At 46.9% G+C, this 22,902-nt stretch carries 26 protein-coding genes and 3 riboswitches; of the genes, 13 read left to right on the top strand and 13 right to left on the bottom strand.

The window, feature by feature from the left end; all coding sequences use genetic code 11:
* Positions 1-44: 44 nt before the first annotated feature.
* On the bottom strand, positions 45-1,178 hold the full coding sequence (gene ald, locus ACYQ2N_RS11920) for an alanine dehydrogenase (RefSeq protein WP_459999441.1): 1,134 nt from the start codon (positions 1,176-1,178) through the stop codon (positions 45-47).
* Positions 1,179-1,374: 196 nt separating this feature from the next.
* Between ald and ACYQ2N_RS11925 the strand changes: the two genes are divergently transcribed.
* Positions 1,375-2,421 (top strand): response regulator, encoded by a 1,047-nt coding sequence (locus ACYQ2N_RS11925; RefSeq protein ID WP_459999442.1) that lies wholly within the window; start codon positions 1,375-1,377, stop codon positions 2,419-2,421.
* On the opposite strand, the gene ACYQ2N_RS11930 is transcribed toward ACYQ2N_RS11925, so the two are convergent.
* The gene (locus tag ACYQ2N_RS11930; protein ID WP_459999443.1) at positions 2,387-2,560 is read right to left on the bottom strand and encodes a 4Fe-4S binding protein; all 174 of its coding nucleotides are present in this window, start codon (positions 2,558-2,560) and stop codon (positions 2,387-2,389) included. The genes ACYQ2N_RS11925 and ACYQ2N_RS11930 overlap by 35 nt on opposite strands.
* An 803-nt stretch (positions 2,561-3,363) precedes the next feature.
* Here ACYQ2N_RS11930 and ACYQ2N_RS11935 point away from each other — a divergent pair.
* The 5 genes from ACYQ2N_RS11935 to ACYQ2N_RS11955 all read left to right on the top strand — a co-directional run bounded on the left by ACYQ2N_RS11935 (position 3,364) and on the right by ACYQ2N_RS11955 (position 5,781).
* Positions 3,364-3,609 (top strand): FmdE family protein, encoded by a 246-nt coding sequence (locus ACYQ2N_RS11935; RefSeq protein ID WP_459999444.1) that lies wholly within the window; start codon positions 3,364-3,366, stop codon positions 3,607-3,609.
* A 231-nt stretch (positions 3,610-3,840) separates the two neighbouring features.
* Positions 3,841-4,023, top strand: a riboswitch (cobalamin riboswitch).
* Between the two features lie 176 nt (positions 4,024-4,199).
* Positions 4,200-4,487 carry a hypothetical protein gene (locus tag ACYQ2N_RS11940; RefSeq protein WP_459999445.1) on the top strand — a complete coding sequence of 96 codons (288 nt, stop codon included), beginning with the start codon at positions 4,200-4,202 and terminating at the stop codon, positions 4,485-4,487.
* An 83-nt stretch (positions 4,488-4,570) separates the two neighbouring features.
* Positions 4,571-5,224, top strand: coding sequence for an anaerobic ribonucleoside-triphosphate reductase (nrdD, locus tag ACYQ2N_RS11945; protein WP_459999447.1), 654 nt, complete (start codon positions 4,571-4,573; stop codon positions 5,222-5,224).
* On the top strand, positions 5,205-5,351 hold the full coding sequence (locus ACYQ2N_RS11950; protein WP_459999449.1) for a hypothetical protein: 147 nt from the start codon (positions 5,205-5,207) through the stop codon (positions 5,349-5,351). The genes nrdD and ACYQ2N_RS11950 overlap by 20 nt, the downstream gene beginning before the upstream one ends.
* 244 nt (positions 5,352-5,595) lie before the next feature.
* A complete protein-coding gene (locus tag ACYQ2N_RS11955; protein ID WP_460000528.1) occupies positions 5,596-5,781 on the top strand; it encodes a hypothetical protein in 186 nt (61 codons plus the stop codon).
* Positions 5,782-5,920: 139 nt separating this feature from the next.
* On the opposite strand, the gene ACYQ2N_RS11960 is transcribed toward ACYQ2N_RS11955, so the two are convergent.
* From ACYQ2N_RS11960 to ACYQ2N_RS11985, 6 genes are all read right to left on the bottom strand, one after another.
* Positions 5,921-6,055, bottom strand: a complete 135-nt coding sequence (locus ACYQ2N_RS11960) for an HD domain-containing protein (RefSeq protein ID WP_459999451.1) — start codon at positions 6,053-6,055, stop codon at positions 5,921-5,923.
* Entirely contained in the window at positions 6,009-6,167 is a 159-nt protein-coding gene (locus ACYQ2N_RS11965; protein WP_460000572.1) for a hypothetical protein, read from the bottom strand. The genes ACYQ2N_RS11960 and ACYQ2N_RS11965 overlap by 47 nt, the downstream gene beginning before the upstream one ends.
* Positions 6,168-6,269: 102 nt before the next feature.
* Positions 6,270-6,593 carry a hypothetical protein gene (locus ACYQ2N_RS11970; protein ID WP_459999453.1) on the bottom strand — a complete coding sequence of 108 codons (324 nt, stop codon included), beginning with the start codon at positions 6,591-6,593 and terminating at the stop codon, positions 6,270-6,272.
* A gap of 19 nt (positions 6,594-6,612) precedes the next feature.
* Positions 6,613-7,710 (bottom strand): HD-GYP domain-containing protein, encoded by a 1,098-nt coding sequence (locus ACYQ2N_RS11975; protein ID WP_459999454.1) that lies wholly within the window; start codon positions 7,708-7,710, stop codon positions 6,613-6,615.
* Positions 7,711-7,766: 56 nt separating this feature from the next.
* Complete coding sequence (locus tag ACYQ2N_RS11980; protein WP_459999455.1) at positions 7,767-9,488, bottom strand: methyl-accepting chemotaxis protein; 1,722 nt, start codon at positions 9,486-9,488, stop codon at positions 7,767-7,769.
* Positions 9,489-9,682: 194 nt separating this feature from the next.
* Positions 9,683-10,105 (bottom strand): chemotaxis protein CheW, encoded by a 423-nt coding sequence (locus ACYQ2N_RS11985; protein WP_459999457.1) that lies wholly within the window; start codon positions 10,103-10,105, stop codon positions 9,683-9,685.
* A 65-nt stretch (positions 10,106-10,170) separates the two neighbouring features.
* A riboswitch (cyclic di-GMP riboswitch) is annotated at positions 10,171-10,255 on the bottom strand.
* 354 nt (positions 10,256-10,609) lie between these two features.
* On the opposite strand from ACYQ2N_RS11985, the gene ACYQ2N_RS11990 reads away from it, so the two are divergent.
* The 5 genes from ACYQ2N_RS11990 to ACYQ2N_RS12010 all read left to right on the top strand — a co-directional run bounded on the left by ACYQ2N_RS11990 (position 10,610) and on the right by ACYQ2N_RS12010 (position 15,255).
* Positions 10,610-11,893, top strand: coding sequence for a Druantia anti-phage system protein DruA (locus ACYQ2N_RS11990; protein WP_459999459.1), 1,284 nt, complete (start codon positions 10,610-10,612; stop codon positions 11,891-11,893).
* An 86-nt stretch (positions 11,894-11,979) separates the two neighbouring features.
* Positions 11,980-12,165, top strand: a riboswitch (cobalamin riboswitch).
* A gap of 397 nt (positions 12,166-12,562) precedes the next feature.
* Positions 12,563-13,348: an energy-coupling factor ABC transporter permease gene (locus ACYQ2N_RS11995; RefSeq protein WP_459999460.1), complete on the top strand. Its 786-nt coding sequence runs from the start codon at positions 12,563-12,565 to the stop codon at positions 13,346-13,348.
* Positions 13,345-13,641 carry an energy-coupling factor ABC transporter substrate-binding protein gene (locus tag ACYQ2N_RS12000; protein WP_459999461.1) on the top strand — a complete coding sequence of 99 codons (297 nt, stop codon included), beginning with the start codon at positions 13,345-13,347 and terminating at the stop codon, positions 13,639-13,641. Before ACYQ2N_RS11995 ends, ACYQ2N_RS12000 begins: the two co-directional genes overlap by 4 nt.
* Positions 13,638-14,408, top strand: a complete 771-nt coding sequence (gene cbiQ / locus ACYQ2N_RS12005) for a cobalt ECF transporter T component CbiQ (protein WP_459999462.1) — start codon at positions 13,638-13,640, stop codon at positions 14,406-14,408. The genes ACYQ2N_RS12000 and cbiQ overlap by 4 nt, the downstream gene beginning before the upstream one ends.
* 4 nt (positions 14,409-14,412) lie before the next feature.
* Complete coding sequence (locus ACYQ2N_RS12010) at positions 14,413-15,255, top strand: energy-coupling factor ABC transporter ATP-binding protein (RefSeq protein WP_459999463.1); 843 nt, start codon at positions 14,413-14,415, stop codon at positions 15,253-15,255.
* Here the strand turns inward: ACYQ2N_RS12010 and ACYQ2N_RS12015 are convergent.
* From ACYQ2N_RS12015 to ACYQ2N_RS12030, 4 genes are all read right to left on the bottom strand, one after another.
* Entirely contained in the window at positions 15,252-15,554 is a 303-nt protein-coding gene (locus tag ACYQ2N_RS12015) for a CC/Se motif family (seleno)protein (RefSeq protein ID WP_459999465.1), read from the bottom strand. The genes ACYQ2N_RS12010 and ACYQ2N_RS12015 overlap by 4 nt on opposite strands.
* A 168-nt stretch (positions 15,555-15,722) precedes the next feature.
* A complete protein-coding gene (locus tag ACYQ2N_RS12020) occupies positions 15,723-17,543 on the bottom strand; it encodes a carbon starvation CstA family protein (RefSeq protein WP_459999467.1) in 1,821 nt (606 codons plus the stop codon).
* 171 nt (positions 17,544-17,714) lie between these two features.
* Complete coding sequence (locus ACYQ2N_RS12025; protein ID WP_459999468.1) at positions 17,715-18,500, bottom strand: LytR/AlgR family response regulator transcription factor; 786 nt, start codon at positions 18,498-18,500, stop codon at positions 17,715-17,717.
* A gap of 43 nt (positions 18,501-18,543) precedes the next feature.
* The gene (locus tag ACYQ2N_RS12030; RefSeq protein ID WP_459999470.1) at positions 18,544-20,226 is read right to left on the bottom strand and encodes a LytS/YhcK type 5TM receptor domain-containing protein; all 1,683 of its coding nucleotides are present in this window, start codon (positions 20,224-20,226) and stop codon (positions 18,544-18,546) included.
* 204 nt (positions 20,227-20,430) lie between these two features.
* Here ACYQ2N_RS12030 and ACYQ2N_RS12035 point away from each other — a divergent pair, with 204 nt between their 5' ends.
* Together ACYQ2N_RS12035 and ACYQ2N_RS12040 are read left to right on the top strand one after the other, a co-directional pair.
* Positions 20,431-20,703, top strand: coding sequence for a helix-turn-helix domain-containing protein (locus tag ACYQ2N_RS12035; protein WP_459999472.1), 273 nt, complete (start codon positions 20,431-20,433; stop codon positions 20,701-20,703).
* A 253-nt stretch (positions 20,704-20,956) separates the two neighbouring features.
* Positions 20,957-21,994 (top strand): hypothetical protein, encoded by a 1,038-nt coding sequence (locus ACYQ2N_RS12040; RefSeq protein ID WP_459999474.1) that lies wholly within the window; start codon positions 20,957-20,959, stop codon positions 21,992-21,994.
* On the opposite strand, the gene ACYQ2N_RS12045 is transcribed toward ACYQ2N_RS12040, so the two are convergent.
* Complete coding sequence (locus tag ACYQ2N_RS12045) at positions 21,971-22,813, bottom strand: HDOD domain-containing protein (protein WP_459999476.1); 843 nt, start codon at positions 22,811-22,813, stop codon at positions 21,971-21,973. The two genes, ACYQ2N_RS12040 and ACYQ2N_RS12045, sit on opposite strands and share 24 nt — an antisense overlap.
* Between the last annotated feature and the right edge of the window lie 89 nt (positions 22,814-22,902).

The following is a 22,902-nucleotide window of genomic DNA, read 5'->3' on the forward strand; positions in this document are numbered from 1 at the left end:
ACGAAACCAGAATTTACACGAGCAGAGCTTTTTATATGAGGCTGCTAAACATTGGCGGAAACTTTAGTAACTTCTTCTAAAGGAGTGTATGGCAAGTTGAGTGCATCGGCAACTGCTTTATAGGTCAGTTTTCCGTAGATGGTATTCACACCGCGGGCCAGCGCAAGATCGACTCTAATTGCTTCAGTGAACCCTAAGTTGGCGAGCTTAAGCGCATATGGCAAAGTTGCATTGGTCAAAGCAAAGGTAGAAGTGCGAGCTACCGCTCCGGGCATATTGGCTACACTATAGTGGAGAACTCCGTACTTCTCATAGGTTGGCTCGGCATGGGTAGTTACGCGGTCAACGGTTTCAACGCTGCCCCCTTGGTCAATCGCCACATCAACGATAACTGAACCTGGCTTCATGGCTTTAACCATTTCCTCCGTCACAATTTTGGGGGCCTTGGCACCGGGAATAAGAACCGCTCCTACCAACAAATCGGCCTCCGCAACGGCTTGCTTAATATTGTAACTGTTGGACATTAATGTTTTAATCCGAGAACCGAATATGTCATCCAGATACCCGAGACGGGCAATGCTGACATCCAGGATAGTGACATCGGCTCCCATGCCTATAGCCATCTTGGCTGCGTTGGTACCGACAACACCTCCGCCGACAATGGTAACTTTGGCAGGGGAAACGCCGGGAACTCCGCCTAATAAGATACCTTTACCGCCATGTGGTTTTTCAAGGAACTGAGCACCAATTTGAATTGACATACGACCAGCCACTTCACTCATAGGTGTGAGCAGCGGCAGACTACGGTCAGAGGGTTGGACGGTTTCGTACGCAATGCCTACAACTTTTTTCTTAAGCAGAGCGGCTGTCAATAAAGGCTCCGGAGCCAGGTGGAGATAGGTAAACAGCAATTGACCGTCTTTAAATAGTTCATATTCTGCCGGTTGAGGCTCCTTTACTTTCATGATCATATCGGCACGCGCAAAAACTTCCGACGGAGCAGCCAGGATTTCAGCGCCAACTGCCATGTATTCTTCATTACTAATCCCACTTCCAACACCGGCATTATTTTCAATGACAACTTTGTGACCGGCCTTGCAAAATGCCTCGACCCCGGCTGGAGTCAGCGCGACACGATTTTCATTGTTTTTGATTTCTTTCGGTACCCCGATAATCATTTTGGGTTATCTCCTTTCGATTAATGAGATAATTGTTATCTTAATTATCTCATAATCAAACGAAGATGCCAGCCAGTATGTTGCGCAATGATAGCAGAATGTTGTCAGATTTATAACTAGCCCTATTAAAGTTTTTACCACGAGTATTAAATTTTTGTTGTCGAATCAATAAGGCTTGGGTGGTGGGATTCATTACATGGTGTACAAAGTATTGCTAGTCGATGACGAGGAATTAGAGCGTAAGGTTTTACACTTTACATTACAGAATGAGAACCTGCCTATTCATATCTTAGGGGAAGCAGCCAACGGACGAGAAGCCTTGGAGCAAGTTCATACCATTCGTCCCGATTTGATAATCATGGATATCAAGATGCCCGGAATTAATGGAATAGAGGCAACTAAGCAAATTAAGGCGGCTTACCCAGCTACCGAAGTAATTATTTTAACCGCTTACAACGAGTTTTCCTATTCTCAGCAGGCCATTAAAGCGCAAGCTTCAGACTATTTGCTCAAACCGGTTATGCCACAACAACTGATTAGAGCCGTAAAAGAGGCATTAGACAGGCTTGCGCAAAAAGACTTTCAACCTGGTCCGGCCATAGATTTAGCAAGCCTTGAGGAACAAGTAAAAGCAGGAAACCTAGAGGATGCTAAGCGAGAATTATCTTATGTCCTTCAACTTCTTGCCAGTAAAGAGCTAAATCCTTCGGCTAGTGTAATACATTCCTTCGGCATACGGCTTATGGTCATCATTGTACATGCTTCTCTTTCTGCAGGTGCTGATTCCACCGAAGTAACAGCTTTAGAAAATAACATGGTCCGGGAGTTATCCCATATGTCGTCGGTTGAGGGACTAAGGTGTTGGGGAGAAGCTATTTTAGACCAATGTATCGCCCTATTGGTTAAGAATCGGTTGTGTGGTGATCAGGTCCTGTTGCGTCAAGCTCTGGATTATATTAAAAGCAATCATGCGAATAAGATTACACTTGATCAAGTAGCAGCTCACGTGCACCTCAGTCCTGCTTATTTAAGCCGTCTATTCAATAAGAAGACGGGTAGAGTATTTACGGAATATTTGACCCAAGTGCGGCTGGAAAAGGCGAAACAACGCTTGAGAATCCCACTTGAGACAATCGAGCAAATTGCGGCAGCAACCGGTTTTAGCTCCAGTAGTTACTTTTCGGCGGTATTTAAAAAGTATGAAGGTATTACTCCTTCCCAATATCGATCCAACCAAAAATAATAAAAGCAGGACCGGCAACCGAATCAAAACCACGGTGCAGCATGTCATAAATGCTAAAAGTCAGTAGATCACGGCAGACGGTGACGCAGCGCCGGCAGCGAATACATTTGCTCGGTTCCCGGACAAGGGAAGGGGACAAATCATCAACGGCAAAAGCTCCTCTTTCTCCTTCCCATTAAAAATCTGTCCCAAAGAGTTTTTTCCCCATTAGACCTTAGAATCTCAAGTGTGCGCTCTTGTTCCATCTTGACCTCCGCCAGATCATCATTCACCTTTAAGTTTGACCGAATCCACGAAAATTATCCGGATTGCAGATGAAAACTAACCAGCCCAAAAGCTGAGTCTATGATCATCCTCCCGTAACATATTCAGAAGGGCTAGGAACTCGGGGCTTATCCCTGACACGCAAGAATTAAGGCACTGCCAAAACTAAAGAAAAAACATAGAAAATTTTTATTGTGTTAGCAGGAAAACGGAAATGAATGAAGAATATAATTAATTATGAAGAAATAAATGATGAAAAATAAGGCCATGGAGGTCTTGACCAGGTACGGTAGCTCCATGGTTTTTTTCTGTGGAGCGGAGCCATCTGGTTGACCACCTTTTGGGCATAGCTCATGAGCATCAAGGATAAGGATAACCGATCGAAATACGTTGTATTAATTGGGCAATAGGCAATGCAAAATAGGAAAATCGTTTAATGGGACCATGGAGGTCTTTCAGCGGCACGATGGCGCTGGATGATGCCATGGTTTTTTCAATAGGTATTACCTTTTCTTAGTTTATTAGATCGGCATGGATCTAATAATATACAACCTCCTCTTTGCCGCCTGTCGTAGCAGGTCAGGCCGAGGCCGGGGTGCGGCAGGCGGCTATTTTTTTAACTTGGAGACTTCTTCTGGCACGTGGTTAAAGGAAAGTATTTTAATGAGGTGAATGATGATGGAGAAAGACATACTGGTTAAGGATGATTGGCAAAGCTGTGTTGACTTTCATGGGCATATCTGTCCTGGTTTGGCAATCAAGGCTGTGCAGATTGGGATGAGGGAATTAAGAGAGTGGTGTGCGCAACAAGGGGTGGACATAGGCGAGGTTGTGGCGATCGTTCAGAATGATGCTTGCGGAGTATCCGGTCCGCCTTGCCCAATCGTCGGCAGGGTCTTCAGTTCCGGATGGGCCAGCATATAGGGCTTTCCCGTCGACGCTTGCTGGCCAGGGGGGAGTTCCTGGCGGTGTTGGGGAATAACGTGGCTGGTAAGTCGTACGTTTCCCAACGTTATGAAAGCAGCCGTTTAACCGTGTTTAAGTCAGGATAGGGCAAATGGAGAACCGGCCCGTGGTCCTACCCTTATAAAGGCAACAAAACGGAGCATTCACCTTGACAGGCTAGTTCTTATCTGCTAGCCTATTCATGAAAAACATCATACACGTAGAACGAGTATACTTTCTTAAGGGAAAGTATTGAAAAGGGAAGTCAGCAAATCTGACGCGGTCCCGCCACTGTGATAGTGAGCGGCCTTACAGGATGTCACTGGGAAACCGGGAAGACGTAAGGCGGCGATGAACTTAAGCCAGGAGACCTGCTCGCTTTAAAGCCACACAGGAACCTACGGAGGATAGGGGGAATGTAGCGATGCCTGGTAACCGGAAGATATTATCTGGCTAGCCGGACGAGTTAAACCCTTTACAGGAATTCTGTAAAGGGTTTTTGTTATGGGCTATCAGTATGGATCGTTGATCGGTATGGTCGTTGGAGTTAGAAGAAAGGATGAAGAAAAATGGTGGCATACGTCAAATCGTTGCGCCGTGTGCGGGAAGAAGTTTTAGGCCAACTTGCGACCGATCGGGAGCATCGTGTCAAGTGGTTGGTACAGCTTATGGATATCGACGATGAGCTTGAAGAGCTTGAGGGGCACGACAAGATCAGAATCATAGAAAAGGTTAAAGGTAGTGCAAGAATTGAAGAAATTCAGAAGCCTCAAAAGCCTAAACAGCGGGGAAGGATGAAGTCAGGGCGTACGCGGGGCGTTGTTTTTATCCTGTCGCCTGGGGAAAAACGGGCTTAGTTCAGGATTTTCACGGTCTGGCAACCGATGCAGGAAAAAGAGTCAGGCATGCCAACCGTAGTCATGATGGCGAACAAAGTATCATGTCTGTGGACTGGATCATGTGCGGAAAGGAAGAGGAGATATGGCTGTTTTCCAGGAAATCCGTAAAAGGGACGGCAGGGTGGTACTCGCACCTGCGCACAGCCTTGGGGCAGCTGGCAAATCTCTTTTATACCCTTCAGGAGGAAGCTGCCGGTGCTCAGGCTGTTTCGTCGTTCGATACGTATCTTGCGCCCTTCGTTCGCAGGGACAATTTGTCCTATACAGAGGTAAAGCAGGCTGTTCAGGAATTCGTTTTTGATGAGCCTTATTATACCAATTCAACCCAACTGCCGGTCGGCTATACAGTGGATATTTTTGAGGCGCTCGAATTGCAGGAGGCACTGCAGACAGAATATACGGGTGGCACGGTCTTCTTTCTGGGCGAACAAATCGATGACCCGAATACCGTCAAAGACTTATTGCAGAAAGTCTTTGCCCGCTATCGCCTTCCTTATTTTATGGTAACGCCGACTTTTTCCGTTTGTGAGGCTCACGGATATATTAGCGGGGAGCACTATCATTGTCCTATCTGCGGTGGGATGACAGAGGTGTGGAGCCGGATCGTGGGGTATTTCCGACCAGTTCAGAACTGGAACAAGTGTAAGCGCGCAGAATTTCAGGAGAGGCAGGAATTTGTTTATGCTGCCTGCTGAATCTGAAGATACCTTAGCGGGAGTGCATCCGGTTTATCGAACGATGCCGGCTTTCGATAAAGTTGCCCTGCAAATGAAGAACTCTGAATTTTGTCCCTTGAATGAAGGAGATGACACAAATTCCTGAGATATCGAGATTTTACGGGATTATCATCACAATGTATTATGATGAGCATAATCCTCCCCCCTCCCCATTTCCATGCAACATATAATGGTATAGAGACTATTTTTGATATCAATGAAGGAGCGTTTACAAAGGGGATGTTGCACATGAGACCTAAAATTTATGGAGTTTTACCGAAAGAGGATTATACTGTTTACGTATATTTTTTGACGATGGAAAAATTAAACTTTATGACGTAAAACCCTTAATTGATAAGGGAGGTATTTTTATAAAATTGAAGAATAGGAATTTTTTCCTTAATGCGTGTACGGTTATGAATGGAACCCTTGCATGGGACGTATCTGGACATAGAGATACCAGTGATTGTAATGATATATGCCCAGATACTATCTATACTACGGCTAAAGATATTTCTAAAGAAAACATTGCTTGAGATCATCACCGAGGAGAATGTCAGGAATTATTTTGGCAACGACGTCGGGATTCTGCCGGTACCCTATATGAATGAAGAGATTAAGGCGTTTGTCATGTTGGATATCAATCAGTATTGTTCCAATGCCGCTCTGCTGCAGTCAGAAAGAGCTGAGTTTAACAATTTCGTAACTTTGCCGGGCATGGTCACGCATGATGGCCAACTCTTCAGCAGTTAAGGCACCCGGTTTATTGAGAATCCCTTCCGGAACGCCAATTTTTCCGATATCGTGCAAGACTATAGTTGATCCAATATCCTACCGACAAAACCGGAAGCATGATTAGGACCAACGCCCCGGCCAGAAGCCGTCCCCGGAGCCCAAACCGGTGAAAACCTTTTATGGTCATCCGCATCCCCCCTTGAGATAGAAAGCTAACTTTAATCTGTAATTGTGCTGAAAATCTGCGTATGTTGAAAACGACGACCAAAGGGAGAAGTAACGCCGAGTACTAGAGTATAAACTTACTGATTATGTTTTGAAGCTCCGCTGCCATGGAGGCTAAATTTTGGGCTGACGAAACAACTTGTTCCATAGATGCCGTTTGTTCCTCGACCCCGGCGGATACCGTTTGGGCTTGGGCTGCTGTCTCCTTACTAATAACATCAACTTGTTTAACCGAAGTTACTATTTTGCCACTAGCTATTTGTTGGATCGTAGCAGATATTTCTCCCATTTGTGCCGAGACATTTTCAATAAGTTTAGCAATTTCGCTAAATGACTGTCCTGCTACATTAACGACCTCAATACCTGAATCTTGAATCCTTATCCCCACTTGAACCTTTCTCTCCCCCTCACCCTGCCTCCTTAAACTCCACCCGTTCAATGAAACGGGTTAAATCTTGCATTAAGTCCACATAAATCTCTCGATTGAGGAACCTTCCGTTACTATCAAACAAAAGACGAATAAGTGGTCGAGTTGGCATTTGCAAGGGCACAGCAACGACCACTCCCATTTCACCCGTGTTTAGGGTGACAATAGCATTTTCAGGGTACAGAATGAGGGATTCTCGAAAAGCCTGCACCACTTTCGGGTTAAAGTCTTTCCCCGACCAGGCAATAATCATTTCCAGTGCATGGTAGGGGGGTAAGCCTTTGCGGTACGGTCTGTCGCCGGTCAAGGCTTCATAAACGTCGGTAACGGCTATGATTTGGGCATCGGGATGGATGCTATCCCCTTTCAAGCCGAAAGGATACCCCTTCCCGTTCCAGCGTTCATGGTGTTCCCTGACCATCGCTGTCACACTGTTTAACAAACGGGTGTTCCTTAGCATTTCTTCACCCATCAAAGGATGCCGTTTCATGATGGCAAACTCGTCATCCGTTAAACTTCCAGGCTTGTTCAAGATTTCCTTTGGCACTTGTAATTTTCCCAAATCATGAAGCAGTGCACCTAATGTCAGATACTTAAGCCTTTTCTCTTTATATCCCAAACGCATCCCCGTGAGTGCAGATAACAAGGCAACATTCAAAACGTGCACAAACGTCCCATAATCGTGTTGTTTGAACTTCTCCAAATCTAACCGCATCGCATCAAAATTCAAGTAAACGTTTGGGGTCTGGAGTTCTTTGAGAATCGTTTCTACCAGAACAACCGTCTTTTCAATCTGCTCAGGTTTAATGAGTTTCGCCTCATGATAAATGCTCCACAAGGAACCGACCAGTTTAATATAAATATCTTTCGAAAATGCTTTTACCTGTCTTGAAGATGAAACTGAATCCTCATGTTGTCGCAGAATATAAACTTCTCGCCTTTCAAGACGTTCCTGTATGCCTGCTGTAATCGGTTGACCTTTTTGCAAGAGCAAAATTCCCGCTTCATCAAATAAGTCCAGACTTGCAAACTTTTCCAAAGCTGAATTTGGTAGTAACTTCTCCAACACCAAATTCATGGTTAACCCTTCTTTCTTCTCCGCCCGATAATCTATACAACTTAGGACCTATCCAATCACACCTTAAACTTCGCCACGAGCTCACTCAGTTTATCGGCCAACTCGGCTTGTGCTTGTGCCGATTGGTTAACTTCTTCGATGGCTGTTGTCGTTTGAACTACACTAGAAGATATTTCTTCAGAACTCGAGGCAGATTCTTGAGCCGTCTCGGTTACATTTTGAATTGCTGAACCGATTTGACTGATAATTTCGTGCATCGTTAACGTTGCCTCAGCCAATTCTTTGGACATTTCTGTCACGAAATTTGAGTCTTCTTCATACTGGCTACCTGTCTTAGCATAAGCTTCGTAGTCAGGGCGGACTTTCGTTTCAATAAAAGTTAGTAACTCTTGCGTATTCCCCATCAGATTGTTAAATGCCCTCTGCACATCGTTGATAACCTTATGAATATTTCCTACCGCCAGTTGCGATTGTTCTGCCAACTTCCGAACTTCATCAGCGACGACTGCAAAACCACGTCCTGCTTCTCCTGCGCGAGCCGCCTCAATGCTAGCATTGAGAGATAAAAGATTGGTTTGTTCGGCAATTCCACCAATAGTTTCTGCCATGACTTTAATTTCATCCACAACTTTCGACTGTTCAAGAGCTTGCTTGACCTTGGCTTCTTTATCCCGATAGATATCATCCGCTTCACTCACCGCCTTGGTTCCTTTGGTCTTGACTTCACTGGCCCGTACCTTAATCGCCAAAGCGTTTTCCTGTCCATCCTTAGCTTTCTGATTCAGTTGTTTGGTATATTCTTGGATTTCTACTGCAGAAGCCCCTACCTCTTCCGTACTGGCACTGAGTTCTTCTGTTCCCTGAGCAATCTGCTCCGTCGATTGCTGGATGGTCTGCATCGTCGCCGACAGTTCTTCCATCGTCGCCGACAGTTCCTCCGATTGAGCACTCAGCGTCTGAGAACCGTCACGAATGGCGAGTAATAACTCTCTCACTTTTTTTACCGCCTGCTTAAGAGCATCCCCCAGTTGCCCCACTTCATCCCGTCCGTGCAGGGCTAATTCCTGGGTTAGATTCCCTTGTCCAAAGGCTTCCGCAAACTGAACGATGTGGGAAAGCCGTCGGGAGAGGCTGAACGATAGATACAGGCCCAGCACCAAAGCAAAAAGGAGACTGAAGCCGAGAATTGCAATCATGGTTGTTCGGGAAGATATAAAAGTTTCATGGTTTTTATCGACACGGTTTTTCGCTTCGTTTTCTAAAAAAGACACTGTTTTATCCAAACTGGCCAAAGCTTTATCATTGCCTTTCAGGGCCTCTTGCAGCACTGCCCCCGCCTCGGCATAGTTCCCCTCATTGACGAGCTGAACCAGCTTGTCCCGCTGGCTCCGCCACTCCTCCTGGGCAGCTTTAAAATCATTATAATATCCTTTTTCTTCAGCCGAGAGCGTTTCTAAAAAGTTCTTGTCGTATTCCTGCTGGGCTTTATTGTTCGCTGCCTTAATAGTCTCGATCTGCTGTAAAACCTCCTGCTGCTGAGTTTTGTCCCGGGTAGCGTAGAGCAAAATGCTGGCGGCACGGTTTTGCTCAAACGTCGCCTGTATTTGGGTTAAATCTTGTAAGGCCGCAAAGTTGTCACTGTAAATACTTTCTCCGCTCGCCTCTATCGTTTGCATATCGCTGATGCCGATATAGCCGACCAACGCGACCAAAAGGGCAATGATGACAAATCCTGCTGTCAGTTTCACTTTCCAAGGGATATTATTCATGAATTTCATTTTTCCATTCTCCCCCTATATAGTTTCTTCTACTTTCCATATTCTTGACTATTGAAAATTTCAGGTCCCTTGACCCGTTCGCCATCAAGCATATTCTGTTCTCCTTTCCGTTTTTTTCATGCTTCGCTTGCTTAATATGCCTCACATGCACAGCTCTCCTTTTCAGTCAGGGCTGGATAAGCATGAGCAGGATTTCAGGAAGCGAAGAGGGTCGGGACATTGAGTACGAGAACAAGTTTCTCACTTAAGTTAAGGATACCCAGGAAAAACGTCTCCTGCCCGACAACCGCAGGCGGGGGTTCCAATTCATACTGGGCAATATTGACAACCTCATTGACCATATCAACTTCAATTCCCAAAAGTTCTTCCACATTTTCTAGGACAATGATGCGACGCTGATGATCTGGGAAAGAAGAATCCAACTTCGTCTTCAGCCATTGAGCAAGGCTTAAGACCGTAATCACCTTGCCCCTCAGGCTGATAATCCCCCGCACATGCCCTTTGGCATTGGGTATACTCCTAATCAGTGGGGGAACGATGATTTCCCTGACCGTATTCATCGGCACGGCGTAGTGTTCCCCGCCCATTTGAAAGAGGATGACTTGTTCATCATTCACCAAAAACACCTCCTTTCTTAAAAATAAACCGTCATGTGTTCAAACTCCATGACGGCAAATTTCCCCGTAGTAACCTGGCAATCATCAGCTTACACTGGATGACCCATGGCTTTGCGTCCCTGGCTTTCACCAGGTTTGCCTTTGTCCGAGACTCTATTTTGTTCTGTGACAATTAAGATTTCCTTGCTTATATCGTTGCTCTTACTTATTATGTACCAACACCAAACCTCTGGCTTCCCTTTCCGCCCCTTGCTGCTCCAATAGCAGTGTTTCAGAACCGCAGTAAACAACACGTCTCATCGATTTGCGGCAAAATCCCCATACCCTTGGCAAAAAATCACCTACTTTCAGCAATTTCCTTGGCCACGTTCGACGCTTTTTTTGAATTTCCTGCTAAACTCTTCCCAATTTTCTGCAGTGGAAATAGAAAAGCCATCTCTTGTCACTCTTAACAAGGAGATGGCTTTTCTATGCTTAGAAGGTGAACATAACGAACTTTATCTCATGTCCAATCTTAATGGGAGTTATTTTGTTCTGATACATTCCCAAGCAGGAATCTTGGAAAGTTTTGCCGAAAACTTCGGTATGGTTACCGCTTCACATTTCCTGCCTGAAAAATTGAGACCCCAATTCCCGCAGAACAATCCTGTCATCGAGTTGCGCAAGAAAGTTATCCGGGAATTAGGCCATATCTACGAGACAATCGGGGAACCGGAACTACCCGAGAAAGACCTGTACCGGGATATGCACCACTGGCACCGTCAGCGGGAACTGGACCGCAGCCGGGCTTGGATCCGTCAGGCTTACATGCGCTATGGCAGTTTCTTTGCCTGCGGTTCCGAGATGGATCCGTTAAAAGTGCGACCGGAACTCGTACCGGTGGAGAAAGGTCTCACCGCGGATCTTTTCCGCTTAGCCCGTTATACCTGGCAATTACCGTATTCCAAAGGGTACGGCAGGCGCCTGCGCTTCTTGCTTTGGGACCGGTATCACGACAAATTGATGGGAATCATTGGACTTCAGTCTCCGCCCCTTGACTTGGCTCAGCGCGATCAGCATTACAAAATCCCCAAAGAACAAAAGGTGGAAATCATCAACCAAACCATGGATGCTTTTGTCCTGGGAGCCCTGTCGCCGTACAGTGGCTTTTTGGCCGGAAAACTGGCCGTTATGGCTGCAGCCAGCCGTGATGTGCGCCTGGCCTATGAGCAAAAATACTATGGAACCCGTTCCCAACTCAGCCAGCAGATTCTGCCGGCCAGGTTAGTAGCCATCACCACCTTCTCGGCTTTTGGCCGCAGTTCTATTTATAACCGGGTTGCTGCCGGCAAGAACAGCCAAGGGCAAAACAACTGGCTCACCTTGTCTTTGGGCCTTACTTCGGGATGGGGAACCTATCACTTTTCCGATGAGCTTTACAGGGAGTTAAAGGATTTTATCCAGTCTTTCAATCCCGGATTTCAAGTAACCGGATTCGGCACCGGTCCGAAAATTAAACGTACAGTCATTACCCTGGCGCTGCGCGCTTTGGATCTTCCTGCCTCTTTCGCCCAACACGGTATACCCCGGGAGCTTTTTGTTATTCCTCATATTGCTAACCTTGCTGATTTCCTCGGTGGTAAAACTGTTGAACCACTGTACAATGATCTTTCGTTCGCAGAACTGGTTGAGTACTGGCGGGGGCAATACTTGCTTGGTGCGGGTCCTATCCCCCGTTACCGGGCACGTCGCGAGAGCTGGATTTATTGGGATTACGATGATTTGCAGAAAAACCTCGGCCTAAGATAGAACCTGATCAATCTAAACCGGTGAACTTTGGAAAATCATTGACAGAAAAATTTACCTATGCTAAACTCGTGTTAATCAATGTGAAATTTAATAGGTAATAAACGAGTACACATTCTGAGAAAAGGAATGTGTTTAAAAGGGAAGTCAGCCAATCTGACGCGGTCCCGCCACTGTGGTAGTGAGCGGCCTTACATAATGTCACTGGGCAACCGGGAAGACGTAAGGCGGCGATGAACTTAAGCCAGGAGACCTGCTCGTTTGTAATTCGTCTTTAACACCCACGATGGATGGGGGGTAAGGATATTTATGTTTCTTAACATATTTTAACCTCCTGCATTTAGGTGCCGGAGGTTTATTTATTTTCTTTCTAAGTGTGGACAAGGTGCTGTAATCCTGAGGGATTAAGCAAAGTGATTATTATTGTGACAGAAAGAGAACTCAAATAAGGCATTAACTTGAGTTTTCGTAAATCTGAAACAATTTAACCGCCTGTCTGAATCACATCACTTTAACAAGGAGGTGTATGATTTGGTCCGGCTTTTTTATTTATATTAGACAGTTGAGAACTAAAGTTATTTGAAAGGTGGTATGGGTGGAAAATTTGATATCTTAAGAAGATAGTTTTGGGTTAGTGACGTTTAGAAGAGAAAGAAAAGGAGTTGTTATTTCATGAACCTACACAAGTTTAAGAATATTGGTTTATTATTAGCTTACGTTATGGCGGTATATATCGTCTTTCCAGATAGTGCTTATGCCATGCACATTATGGAAGGCTTCTTGCCTTTTAACTGGGCAGCTTTTTGGATGGTTGCCATGGTTCCATTCGTAATTCTTGGTGTACGTTCCATTAAAAAAACCGTGACGCTCTACCCCAATCTAAAGATGCTATTGGGTATGGCAGGGGCATTTGCGTTTGTTCTGTCTGCCATGAAAATCCCGTCTGTAACCGGAAGCTGTTCGCATCCCACCGGTGTAGGCCTTGGTGCGATACTTTTCGGACCCACCGCCATGACGGTTTTGGGAATGATTGTCTTAATATTTCAAGCACTTTTGTTGGCTCATGGCGGATTAACGACCCTGGGAGCAAACACTTTTTCCATGGCTATTGTTGGTCCTTTTGTCTCTTACGGTATCTATAAAGGATTAAAGAAACTGGGGGCTCCCCAATGGCTATCGATTTTTCTGGCAGCTACTTTAGGAGATTTAATGACCTATGTTACAACATCCTTCCAGTTGGGGCTGGCTTTTCCTGCTGCAACGGGCGGAGTAATGGCTTCCGTAATAAAATTCATGAGTATTTTTGCGTTTACTCAGGTTCCCTTAGCCATAAGTGAAGGTATACTTACCGTGATGGTATTTAATGTCCTTAATATTTACAGTCAAAAAGAATTGCAGGTTTTATCCATATTTACCGGCAAAGAGTTAGCAAGCAGCAAACAGGGGGTGAAAGCATGAAACCAATTGCTAAGAATGGGATATTACTGCTAATTGTTGCAGTCCTGGCCTTTGCTCCGCTTTTTATGGTGCGTGGCGGCGAATTTGCCGGGGCTGATGATCAAGCCGAAAAGGCAATCAGCACGCTTAATGCCAACTATGAACCTTGGTTTAAACCCTTGTGGGAACCGCCCAGCGGCGAAGTCGAATCTTTCTTGTTTGCCTTACAGGCGGCTCTCGGCAGCGGATTTGTCTTTTATTATTTGGGTTATGCAAAAGGGAAAAACAGCGTGAGCAAGAGGGAGCAGTCGTGATTAACATAGATAGTTACGCTTATAGTAATACACTAAAAACTGTTCATCCGGCAGAAAAGTTTATGTTTGCCATGGTTACACTGGTCGTGTGTCTAACATCTCCTGCTCTAATCACGCCTCTTATCGTGTTAGCCTTAATGGCCGGGGGAATAATCATCAAAGCAGGCATCCCAGGAAGAGTTTTTGTCAAGCTTATGCTTGTTCCCCTTTCTTTTCTTCTATTAAGTATTATAACCATTGCTTTTTCGGTTTCGACCAGCCCCACAGGATTTTGGCTTGCTCACAACGTTGGCGGATTAACCGTAGGAATACGCTTCCCTGATCTGGTCACAGCGGGTCATCTCTTTTTAAAATCATTGGGGGCTGTTTCCTGTCTATATTTTCTAGCCCTGACCACTCCTATGACTGAAATAATTACCTTACTCGGCAAGATGAGGGTTCCAGTCATTATTACTGAATTAATGGTGCTGATTTATCGCTTTATCTTTGTCTTTATGGAAATAGCCACCACCATTCGGAGAGCCCAGTCTTCGCGGTTAGGTTATATCTCAATGAAAAGTTCTTTCCGTTCTTTGAGCCGGCTCTTTTCTGCTCTTTTTGGGAAAGTTTTTCTAAAATCTCACGAACTCTTTGATACCATGTCGGCACGAGGTTATACAGGTGAGATCAAGGTACTGGTAAAGAAATATCCTGTTAACCTCAAAAACTATCTGGTGTTAACCATGTTAGAGATCCCGTTAATCTTGTTAAATTTACTTGGGAGGTAAAAAATTGTCTGAGGTTATACTTGAAGCGGTTGATATTAAGTTTTCTTATCCTGATGGCACAAATGCTTTACGCAAAGTGAATTTAGAGGTTAAAAAGGGAGAAAAGCTGGCTATCTTGGGCTCAAACGGAGCAGGAAAATCCACTTTATTCTTGCATTTTAACGGAATTTATCGTCCTAACACAGGTAGTATAAAGTTCCTGGGACAAGATATTTCCTATGAAAAAAAGGCACTGATAGAATTACGCAAAAAAGTAGGGATTGTCTTTCAAGACCCGGATAGTCAGTTGTTTTCCGCCAGCGTATGGCAGGATATCTCGTTTGGTCCTTTAAATCTCGAACTTGCTGAAGAAGTAGTAGTGGATAGAGTCAAACAGGCCATGTCGGATACGGAAACCACAGACCTCCAAGATAAACCGACTCACATGTTAAGCTACGGACAGAAAAAACGTGTTTCGATCGCGGGTGTCTTAGCGATGGAGCCCGAAATAATAATATTTGACGAACCAACAGCTTGGCTAGATCCCCGCCATGCCCGCGAGTTCATGGAGCTTCTGGAAAAGTTGAGCCAAGAGGGTAAAACGATTATCATATCTACTCATGATGTCGATTTAGCCTATTCCTGGTCAGATCGGATAGCCATTTTGCACTGCGGAGAGATCATTGCGAACGGAGAACCCGGCCAAGTATTTAGGCGACCTGAACTTATAGAACGTGCTGATTTGGTGCTTCCCTGGATGTTAGAAATGCACAGTGAATTGGTGCAAAAAGGATGGCTGCCTCCGTCCACCCCTTTGCCGAAAACAAGAGAAGATTTGTTTAGAAGTATTGCGGCCAAGGGGGATTAGACGAGATTCCAACCTTCAATGACCAACTTTTCCCGCCTAAAAAACCGGGTCAAATCAATCGTCAATTCCAAGGCGGCCAAATGGGAAGGAACGTTGAGCTTTATCCCTTCGACCTCCAGAACGGCATAAGACCCTCCACCGCTCTGCAACCCGGCCTGGGGCGGTTCTCCTGTTCTAACCCTGGGCGGTTCGGAAACCTGAATACAGCACCCGCTGACGGTCACAGGCTGATCGACTGTAAGCTCCTGAACCTGCTGTTTAGCCAGATACGTCATTGCCTCCGGCGAGATTTTCCACATCTCGTTCATCCCCTTTCATCTTATCCTAAAACTATGTGCGCTGAATGCCCGCTCACCAGGTGGCGCGCGAGCACAGTATAGGAGATCTTATCTGTGATACTAAAACGGGGTGCAGGTCTTACACTGCACCCCACCATATTGTTTCAACATATTCCTAGTATATAATTCTTACTTCGCCGTTAACTCTTGCACCAAGGCATTATGCTCGACTTTTTGCTGTGCTAAGGCTTTTTTATCTGCAATCAAGCGGCTCCACTTGATCGCGGAATCCACCACAATGATGAGTGAGAGCAGTGCCATGATAATCGACAGAACGACGTTCAATATCATGTGTTGGGGCAGATAAACCAGAGTCACATTATAGTAAGACGCAGTGAGCGTGGTCACGAAGAGGAAGACGAACGGGATAAACGTGGTCAAGGCGTAACTTATCCTTCCCGTGCTCTTCAAGATGATGGTCGTTCCAACCACCAAGGCCAACGAGGCGAGCAACTGGTTCGACACCCCGAAGAGCGGCCAGACCGTGGAAATATTCCCCCCGTAGAGAAGATAGCCCCAGGCAAAAGAAACCAAAGCCGCACTGATAACCGCACCAGGCCACCAGTTGATCTTTTTAAAAGGTTTAATGATCACCCCGATCATATCCTGGACCACATAGCGGGCTGCCCGGGTGCCAGCGTCCACAGCAGTCAAGATGAATACTGCTTCAAACATAATGGCGAATTGATACCAGTAAGCAACCAGATGACTGAGCCCCGGAATACTGGAGAACACATAGGACATGCCAACGGCGAGGGATACCGCTCCTCCCGGACGCCCGGCCACGTTTTCCCCAATCATTTGGGAAAGCATTGGCAGCTTGTCAACCTGCAGGCCAAGGTGGGCAAAGACGTTCGGCATGGTATTGATGGCGAAATAGTCCCCGACCGGGAGCACCGAGGCGGCAATCATCGCCATAATCGCAACAAAGGATTCCACCAGCATGGCTCCGAAGCCGACAATTTTAATATCCTTTTCGCTTTCCAGCATCTTGGGTGTTGTCCCGGCCGCAATCAAGCTGTGAAAGCCGGACATTGCACCACAGGCAATCGTAATGAAAACAAAGGGCCAAACCTTACCGGCGATAATAGGCCCGCCGCCGTTGACAAACTTCGTCACTGCAGGCATATGCAAGACCGGATTGACAAAAATGATTCCTAAAGCCAAGGCACCGATGGTTCCAATTTTAAGATAAGAACTCAAATAATCACGCGGTGCGAGTAAAAGCCAAACCGGAAGTGCGGCTGCGACAAAAGCATACGTAGGCAAGGCAATTTTTATCACCGTGGCACTGTAGTTAAAGAGAGGTCCCAATGCCGAGTGCTTGACTGCCGGTCCCAGAGCCACCGCAAGGAAAATTAGAATAACTCCGATGACAGAGGCCTCAAGCAATTTCCCGGGACGCAGAAAGCGCATATAAATTCCAATAAAAATTGCAATGGGGATGGTCATCGCTACCGTAAAAGAACCCCAGGGATTATCGTGCAGGGCATTGACAATAACAATTGACAAACCTGCCATGGTGATGAGTAATATGAACAAGACCGCAAACGAGGCAGCGACCCCAGTCACAGGGCCGATTTCTTTTTTGGCGATTTGCGCCAGAGACTCGCCATTGTGCCGAATGGAAGCGAAAAGTACGACCATGTCGTGGACTGCGCCACCGAGGACCCCGCCAATGAGGATCCAAATCGTTCCCGGCAAATAGCCAAACTGAGCTGCCAGCACCGGGCCGACCAATGGGCCGGCAGCAGCAATCGCTGCAAAATGATGCCCAAATGTTACCCAGCGATTGGTAGGGACATAGTCATGGCCGTCTTCCAGACGTTTAGCCGGAGTGACAAGCCGCGGGTCGACCGCTAAGACTTTAGCCGCCATGAACGTTCCGTAGAGGCGGTAACCAATGATCAAGATACTGGCCGCCGCAATTAATAGATAGAGTGCACGCACGGGTATATTCCCCCTTTTCAAAAATGTTGAAAATTGTGGCAAAAGCCTTTACCCTAAGGTTCGTGCTCGTTAAAATCATACGACAAATTCTATCTTTCAGTGGGAAAGTCTGCAAAACATGCAAAAAAAACGTGCTTAAGTTGCACGTTTTTAGCTCCAACCTTCAAAACGCTATAGCTCTAGTGCCTGTTTCACTGATTTAACAAACGTCCGGCTCACCGGAACTTGGGATTTTTCCCGATCGTTCATGATCAGATTATAAGTACCATTAAACCAAGGGACGATTTCCCGCACCATTTCTTTATTGACTACATAGCTCTTATGAGTCTGCACCAGACCGAGACGCTCTTCCAACTCGCTTAAAGAATAACTTGTAGTGTATGAAGCATCCTTCGTTTTTACGTGCACCTGCCGTCCTTCTATCCCTGCAAAAACAATCTCCTCCGCATTCAAAAGAATGATTCGTTCATTTTCCTCGACGGCTAGCTTAGCTTTTGCGAATGGTTTTTCCAAGAGAGAGAGTATTCGATCGAGTTTTTCCCCTCCAAGCCCGCCACCCTCAACTTTTTCCGGAGGACACGCTCCCCCCTGTAGGCTGCGTTTCAAGCGCTGAACCGTCTGCTGCAGCCGTTCCTCGCTGAAAGGCTTCAACACATAGTCAATCGCATTAACTTCAAACGCCTCTAAGGCATGCTGATCGTACGCAGTAGCAAACACAAAGAAAGGAAAGTGTTCCGGGCCCATGCGCAGATACAACTCCCGCGCCACGCTGAGCCCGGATAAATCCGGCATCTGAATATCCAAAAATACCACGTCGGGGCTCAGCTCAGGAATGATCGCCAAAGCCTCCTGCCCGTTACGCGCCAGGCCTGCAACCTCGACATTCGGCATTTTTTCCAAAAGGTATTTTAATTCATCCCGCGAAGGGGACTCATCATCCACGATAACTACGCGCATCCGACCTTCACCCCTTTTCGATCTGAGTGATTTTTATTGCTTCCTAAGTCTGTGCCGGTATCTTAACCGATATTTGCGTTCCGCGACCCTGCTCACTCTGAATCTCCAATTCCGATCCATACAAATATTTTAAGCGACCATTGATATTGCCTAAACCTACACCCGCTCCGGTCGACGAAATATAGCGTTTTTGCCGAATCGCCTCCAGCTTCGCTGAGTCAATCCCGACCCCGTTATCTGTAACTGTAACCCGCAACACGTGTTCTTCGACCCAGCAGCGGATCTCTACGGTTCCCCCGTTGACCTTGGGATAGATTCCGTGCTTAATGGAATTTTCCACTAGGGGTTGGAGCGTTAGTGCAGGAACGAGCCAATCTTCAGCTTCGGAAGCAATCTCCTCCACTACATTCAAACTATCCCCAAAGCGGGCTTGTTCAATGCTAAGATAAGCCCGGATATGCTCTAATTCCTCACGCAGGCTGACAAACTTGTCTCCCCGCTGGATGTTTTTGCGAAAAAACTCTCCAAGCTGAATTAAAAGCTTTCGCGCCTTTTCTCCATCCGTGCGCACAAGGGAAACGATCGTGTTTAAGGCATTAAACAAAAAATGAGGGTTGATCTGGGCCTGGAGGGCCTGAAGTTCCGCTTTGGCCACCCGCTGAGACTGTTCCTCCAAGGCTGCGAGTTCCAACTGTGTCGAAAACAAGCCGGCCAGTCCTTGGGCCAGCTCAATCTCTACGCTTCCAATCCCTTGATCCCGGCCCCGGTAAAGTTTCAACGTTCCGGTAATATCACCGCGGCTAAACAGCGGGACGATCACGGCAGAACGCAGGGTACAGGACTGATCACGGCAGCCGATTTCTTCCTTTACTTGAGCCAGCTTCATCTCACCTATGTCCATCGCTTCTTGGGTAGCCTTGGTCATGATCGGGGAGCCGGCTACATGATGGGAACAACCGCTCCCTATATGGGCGAGGATGACCTCGCGGTTGGTAATCGCGACGGCCTCTACCTCCGCCTTGTCAAAAATGATCTGCGCCACTTGCCTGGCGGTCTCTTCTTGCAATCCTTTTCTTAAAATAGGCAAAGTAACCTTGGCAATTTCGAGCGCTTTCTGGGCTTGTAATGCTCCTGCCTTCTCTTCCTCTTCAATCGAATTGCGGGCGATCACCACGAAAATAGCAATTCCAATAGAATTCATGACGATCATTGGGAGTCCAATCGTCTCAACCAAGTCCCAAGCCGCCGCAAACGGGCGCGCCGTTGCCAAGATGATAAGCATCTGCAAAGCTTCGGTTACAATTCCGATGAACAACCCCATCTTCCAAGTGAGGCTTTTAGGATTCATTTTGCGCACATATACGGCCGCGACCCCGGCTTCTGCCAAGGTTGCGATCGAGCATGAGAACGCCGTAAACCCTCCGATAAGATAGCGGTGCAGGCCTGCAATCAGCGCAGCCCCGATCCCGACCACCGGTCCCCCCAGTAAAGACCCCACCACGACTCCAATCACCCGTGAGTTGGCTAAAGCCCCTTTGATGGAAATCCCCGTATACGTGCCCATGATCCCGATCGCACTGAAGATAGCAATCAGGAAGAGCTTTTCCAGCCGGTTATTGCGCAGGAGCATGGCATTTTTGAAAACCTTCGTTTTGCTTAATAGGTAAGCAATCGTCACGATCACACTCGTATTTTGGGCAAGTTTAAAAAATAAGTCAAAAGGCATCCTATTCACCACCAAGAAAAGTATACGCCTGTTCTATTAGTTTGTCTAAATCCAACAAATTCAGAACAGGTGTAAATGATTCTGTTGGAAATTTCAAGTAAAAGGTATTGAATCTGCGCCAGGAATGTTCTATAATTGTCATAGAACATATGTTCTCTTCGGGCAAGGTCTACTTAATATTGATGGCGGAAAGAGGAGGAAACGATGACAAAGCAAGGGTGGGGGAGAAATCTGCGTAAATGGCGGTTGCAGAGAGGATATACGCTCGCGCAGCTCGCTGCCAAAAGCGGTCTGAATGCACGATTGCTTTGGCAACTGGAGGAGGGTATACGGAAAGGGACGCCCAATCAGTGGCTAAAACTGGCGCGAATCCTCGGCGTCGAGATGCGTGAACTCATAAGCGAGCCAGGGACTAAACCTGATGATTCGGGGCGGATCGAAGAAACTGTTTCTCCCTACCGAATACAGGTTGGGTAAAAGGCTCTGCTGGAGGGAATGGAGCATGGGCTGGGTGTGACCTATTTCGCCTTGCGTGCATAAACTACCCCGTAATATAGATGTTCGATATTCGATGTTCGAGTTCGAGCGTATGTAGTCTTCCGTGGCACAGAAGGGCTTCGTAGGAATTTTCTATGCTGCCGGTGGCGCGGCAGAGGCATGGAGGGTTTACCCTAACGCACGAGCCGGAGATTTTGATGAGTAGTTTAAGCAAGCGGGAGGGGTCGAAAGCATGGGCGTGAAGGCGGGTGTGCGCCACTACTTTGCAGAGGGTCTGACTTCCAGGGGGTACATATCATTGCTTCCGGTCATGATGCCTAACTGGGAACGCACTTATGTCCTGTTAGGAGGGCCGGGTACGGGCAAATCAACCTTAATCAAAGTGATCGGTCTTGAACTTCTGGACCGGGGTTACGGCCTGGATTTTTTCCGCTCCGCACGTGACCCGGACTCAATTGCAGGGTTTACTTTGACAGGTCAGGGCTATACCATGCTTGACACCGCCGAGATCGCTCCTTTGCAGTGGCGCGCACCCGGAGTGGTGGAAAAATTCTTCGATCTGGGAGCCTTTTGCGATGAGCGCAAGCTGAGCAACCAGCGCCAGGAAATCCTGGCTGTGGAAGACAACCTTGTGCAATTGCAAACCAAGATTGAGGAAAGCTTGTCCTATCTGCTCGCAAACTATGTGTCAAAACGTGCAGACCACATGATGCACGAAGCTTTCCCCTTATATAACCCCACCCAGTGGGGGTTCAGCAAAGGGGAATCAGGCCCCTGGTCCCTGGTGCAGAACGCTCTGCATAAATTGCAGAAAAGTATTGTGACACCGTGTTTCCTTCACAGCGTGACTCCTGACGGTTGGCTTAACCTCGCGCCCCATTTTCTGACTGAGTTTGACCAGATCCTTCTTGAGGGGGAGGAAACCCTGGAAGCTTTAAATTGGTTTTTGCGGGAAGCGCAATTATTGGGGCAGGTTATTGAAGTTGTGCTTCATCCCCTGAATCCCAATGAAATTATCGGGATTGTCTTTCCGGAACGCAACCTGGCCATTTGGCAGGGGGATCCGGAAACCTTGGCTGATCAAAACCTGGCGCAGCCGCTGAGCGCAAACTTAAAAGAGACCTTGCGGTCCTGGTATGACCAAAGGTCTCTGCTTAAGAGCATCTATGTAGAAAGTGTTGATTTTAGCAGGGTTGACGCTCTGAGAGAAGACTTGCTTAACCGCATCCTGCGGGAACTTGACTTTTTACCCGAACAAGGACGCGTCTGAGAGGAGATCGCCCATTTCTGCCATTAATCGTTCCAGGTTAGCTTCGGTGAGTTGAAAACGAGCCAGGGCTTTTGTTTCCAGAGGATTAAGAAAGCTGTCGACCCCGCCGCCTACTCCCAGGGTGTTGGCGAGGGAATTGGAGATGTGTACGATGGCGGTGAGGTCAGGATAAGGATCTGCGGGAGCGAGCGTATGGTGATGGGAAATAGCGCTGACCAAATCGGGTGGCAAGTTCCAGTGTTTGGCGATAAATCCACCGACAGTGGCATGCCCGAACCCGATTACCTTTTCCTCCAATTCTACATACGACAGACTGGAGTCATTTACTTTTTTAAGTACATATGAGCCGATTTCCTGGAGATAGACCGTTATAATGAGCTTGCCGATGTCGTGCAGAAGCCCGGCCGTAAAGGCAGTGTCCCCATAGGAAAGCTTCAGGGATTTACACAGCCTTTTAGCGATCATGGCTGTAAGCATGGAGTGCTGCCACAGACCTTCTTGGTCTACCTCATAACCGGCCAACTGCACCCTTAAGATGGGAGCGACCGCAGAAGCCATAGCGAGGCCCTGGATAGCCTGGAAGCCCAAAATTGTGATTCCTTCCTGCAGGGAAGAGATACGGCGGGCATAGCCGTAATAAGCGGAGTTGGCCTGGCGTAAAATACCTGCGGCCAAAGCGGGATCCTGGGCAATTGCAGCCTGCAGGTCTTTGATACTAGTGTCAGGGTTTTTCGTTAAAGCAATGACGCGCATGGCAGAAGTCGGCAAGGCGGGAAGGGCTTGAACTCGTTTAAGTACGTGCTCCAATTTTACAGGCACTTGAAATCCCTCCAAGCTTGTCAAATATTCACTAGGATCATTTTAGAATCCTGTGGTAGAGGAAATACTCGCTCAGATAAGGTTGGCAG

This window comes from Paradesulfitobacterium aromaticivorans (assembly GCF_054657415.1).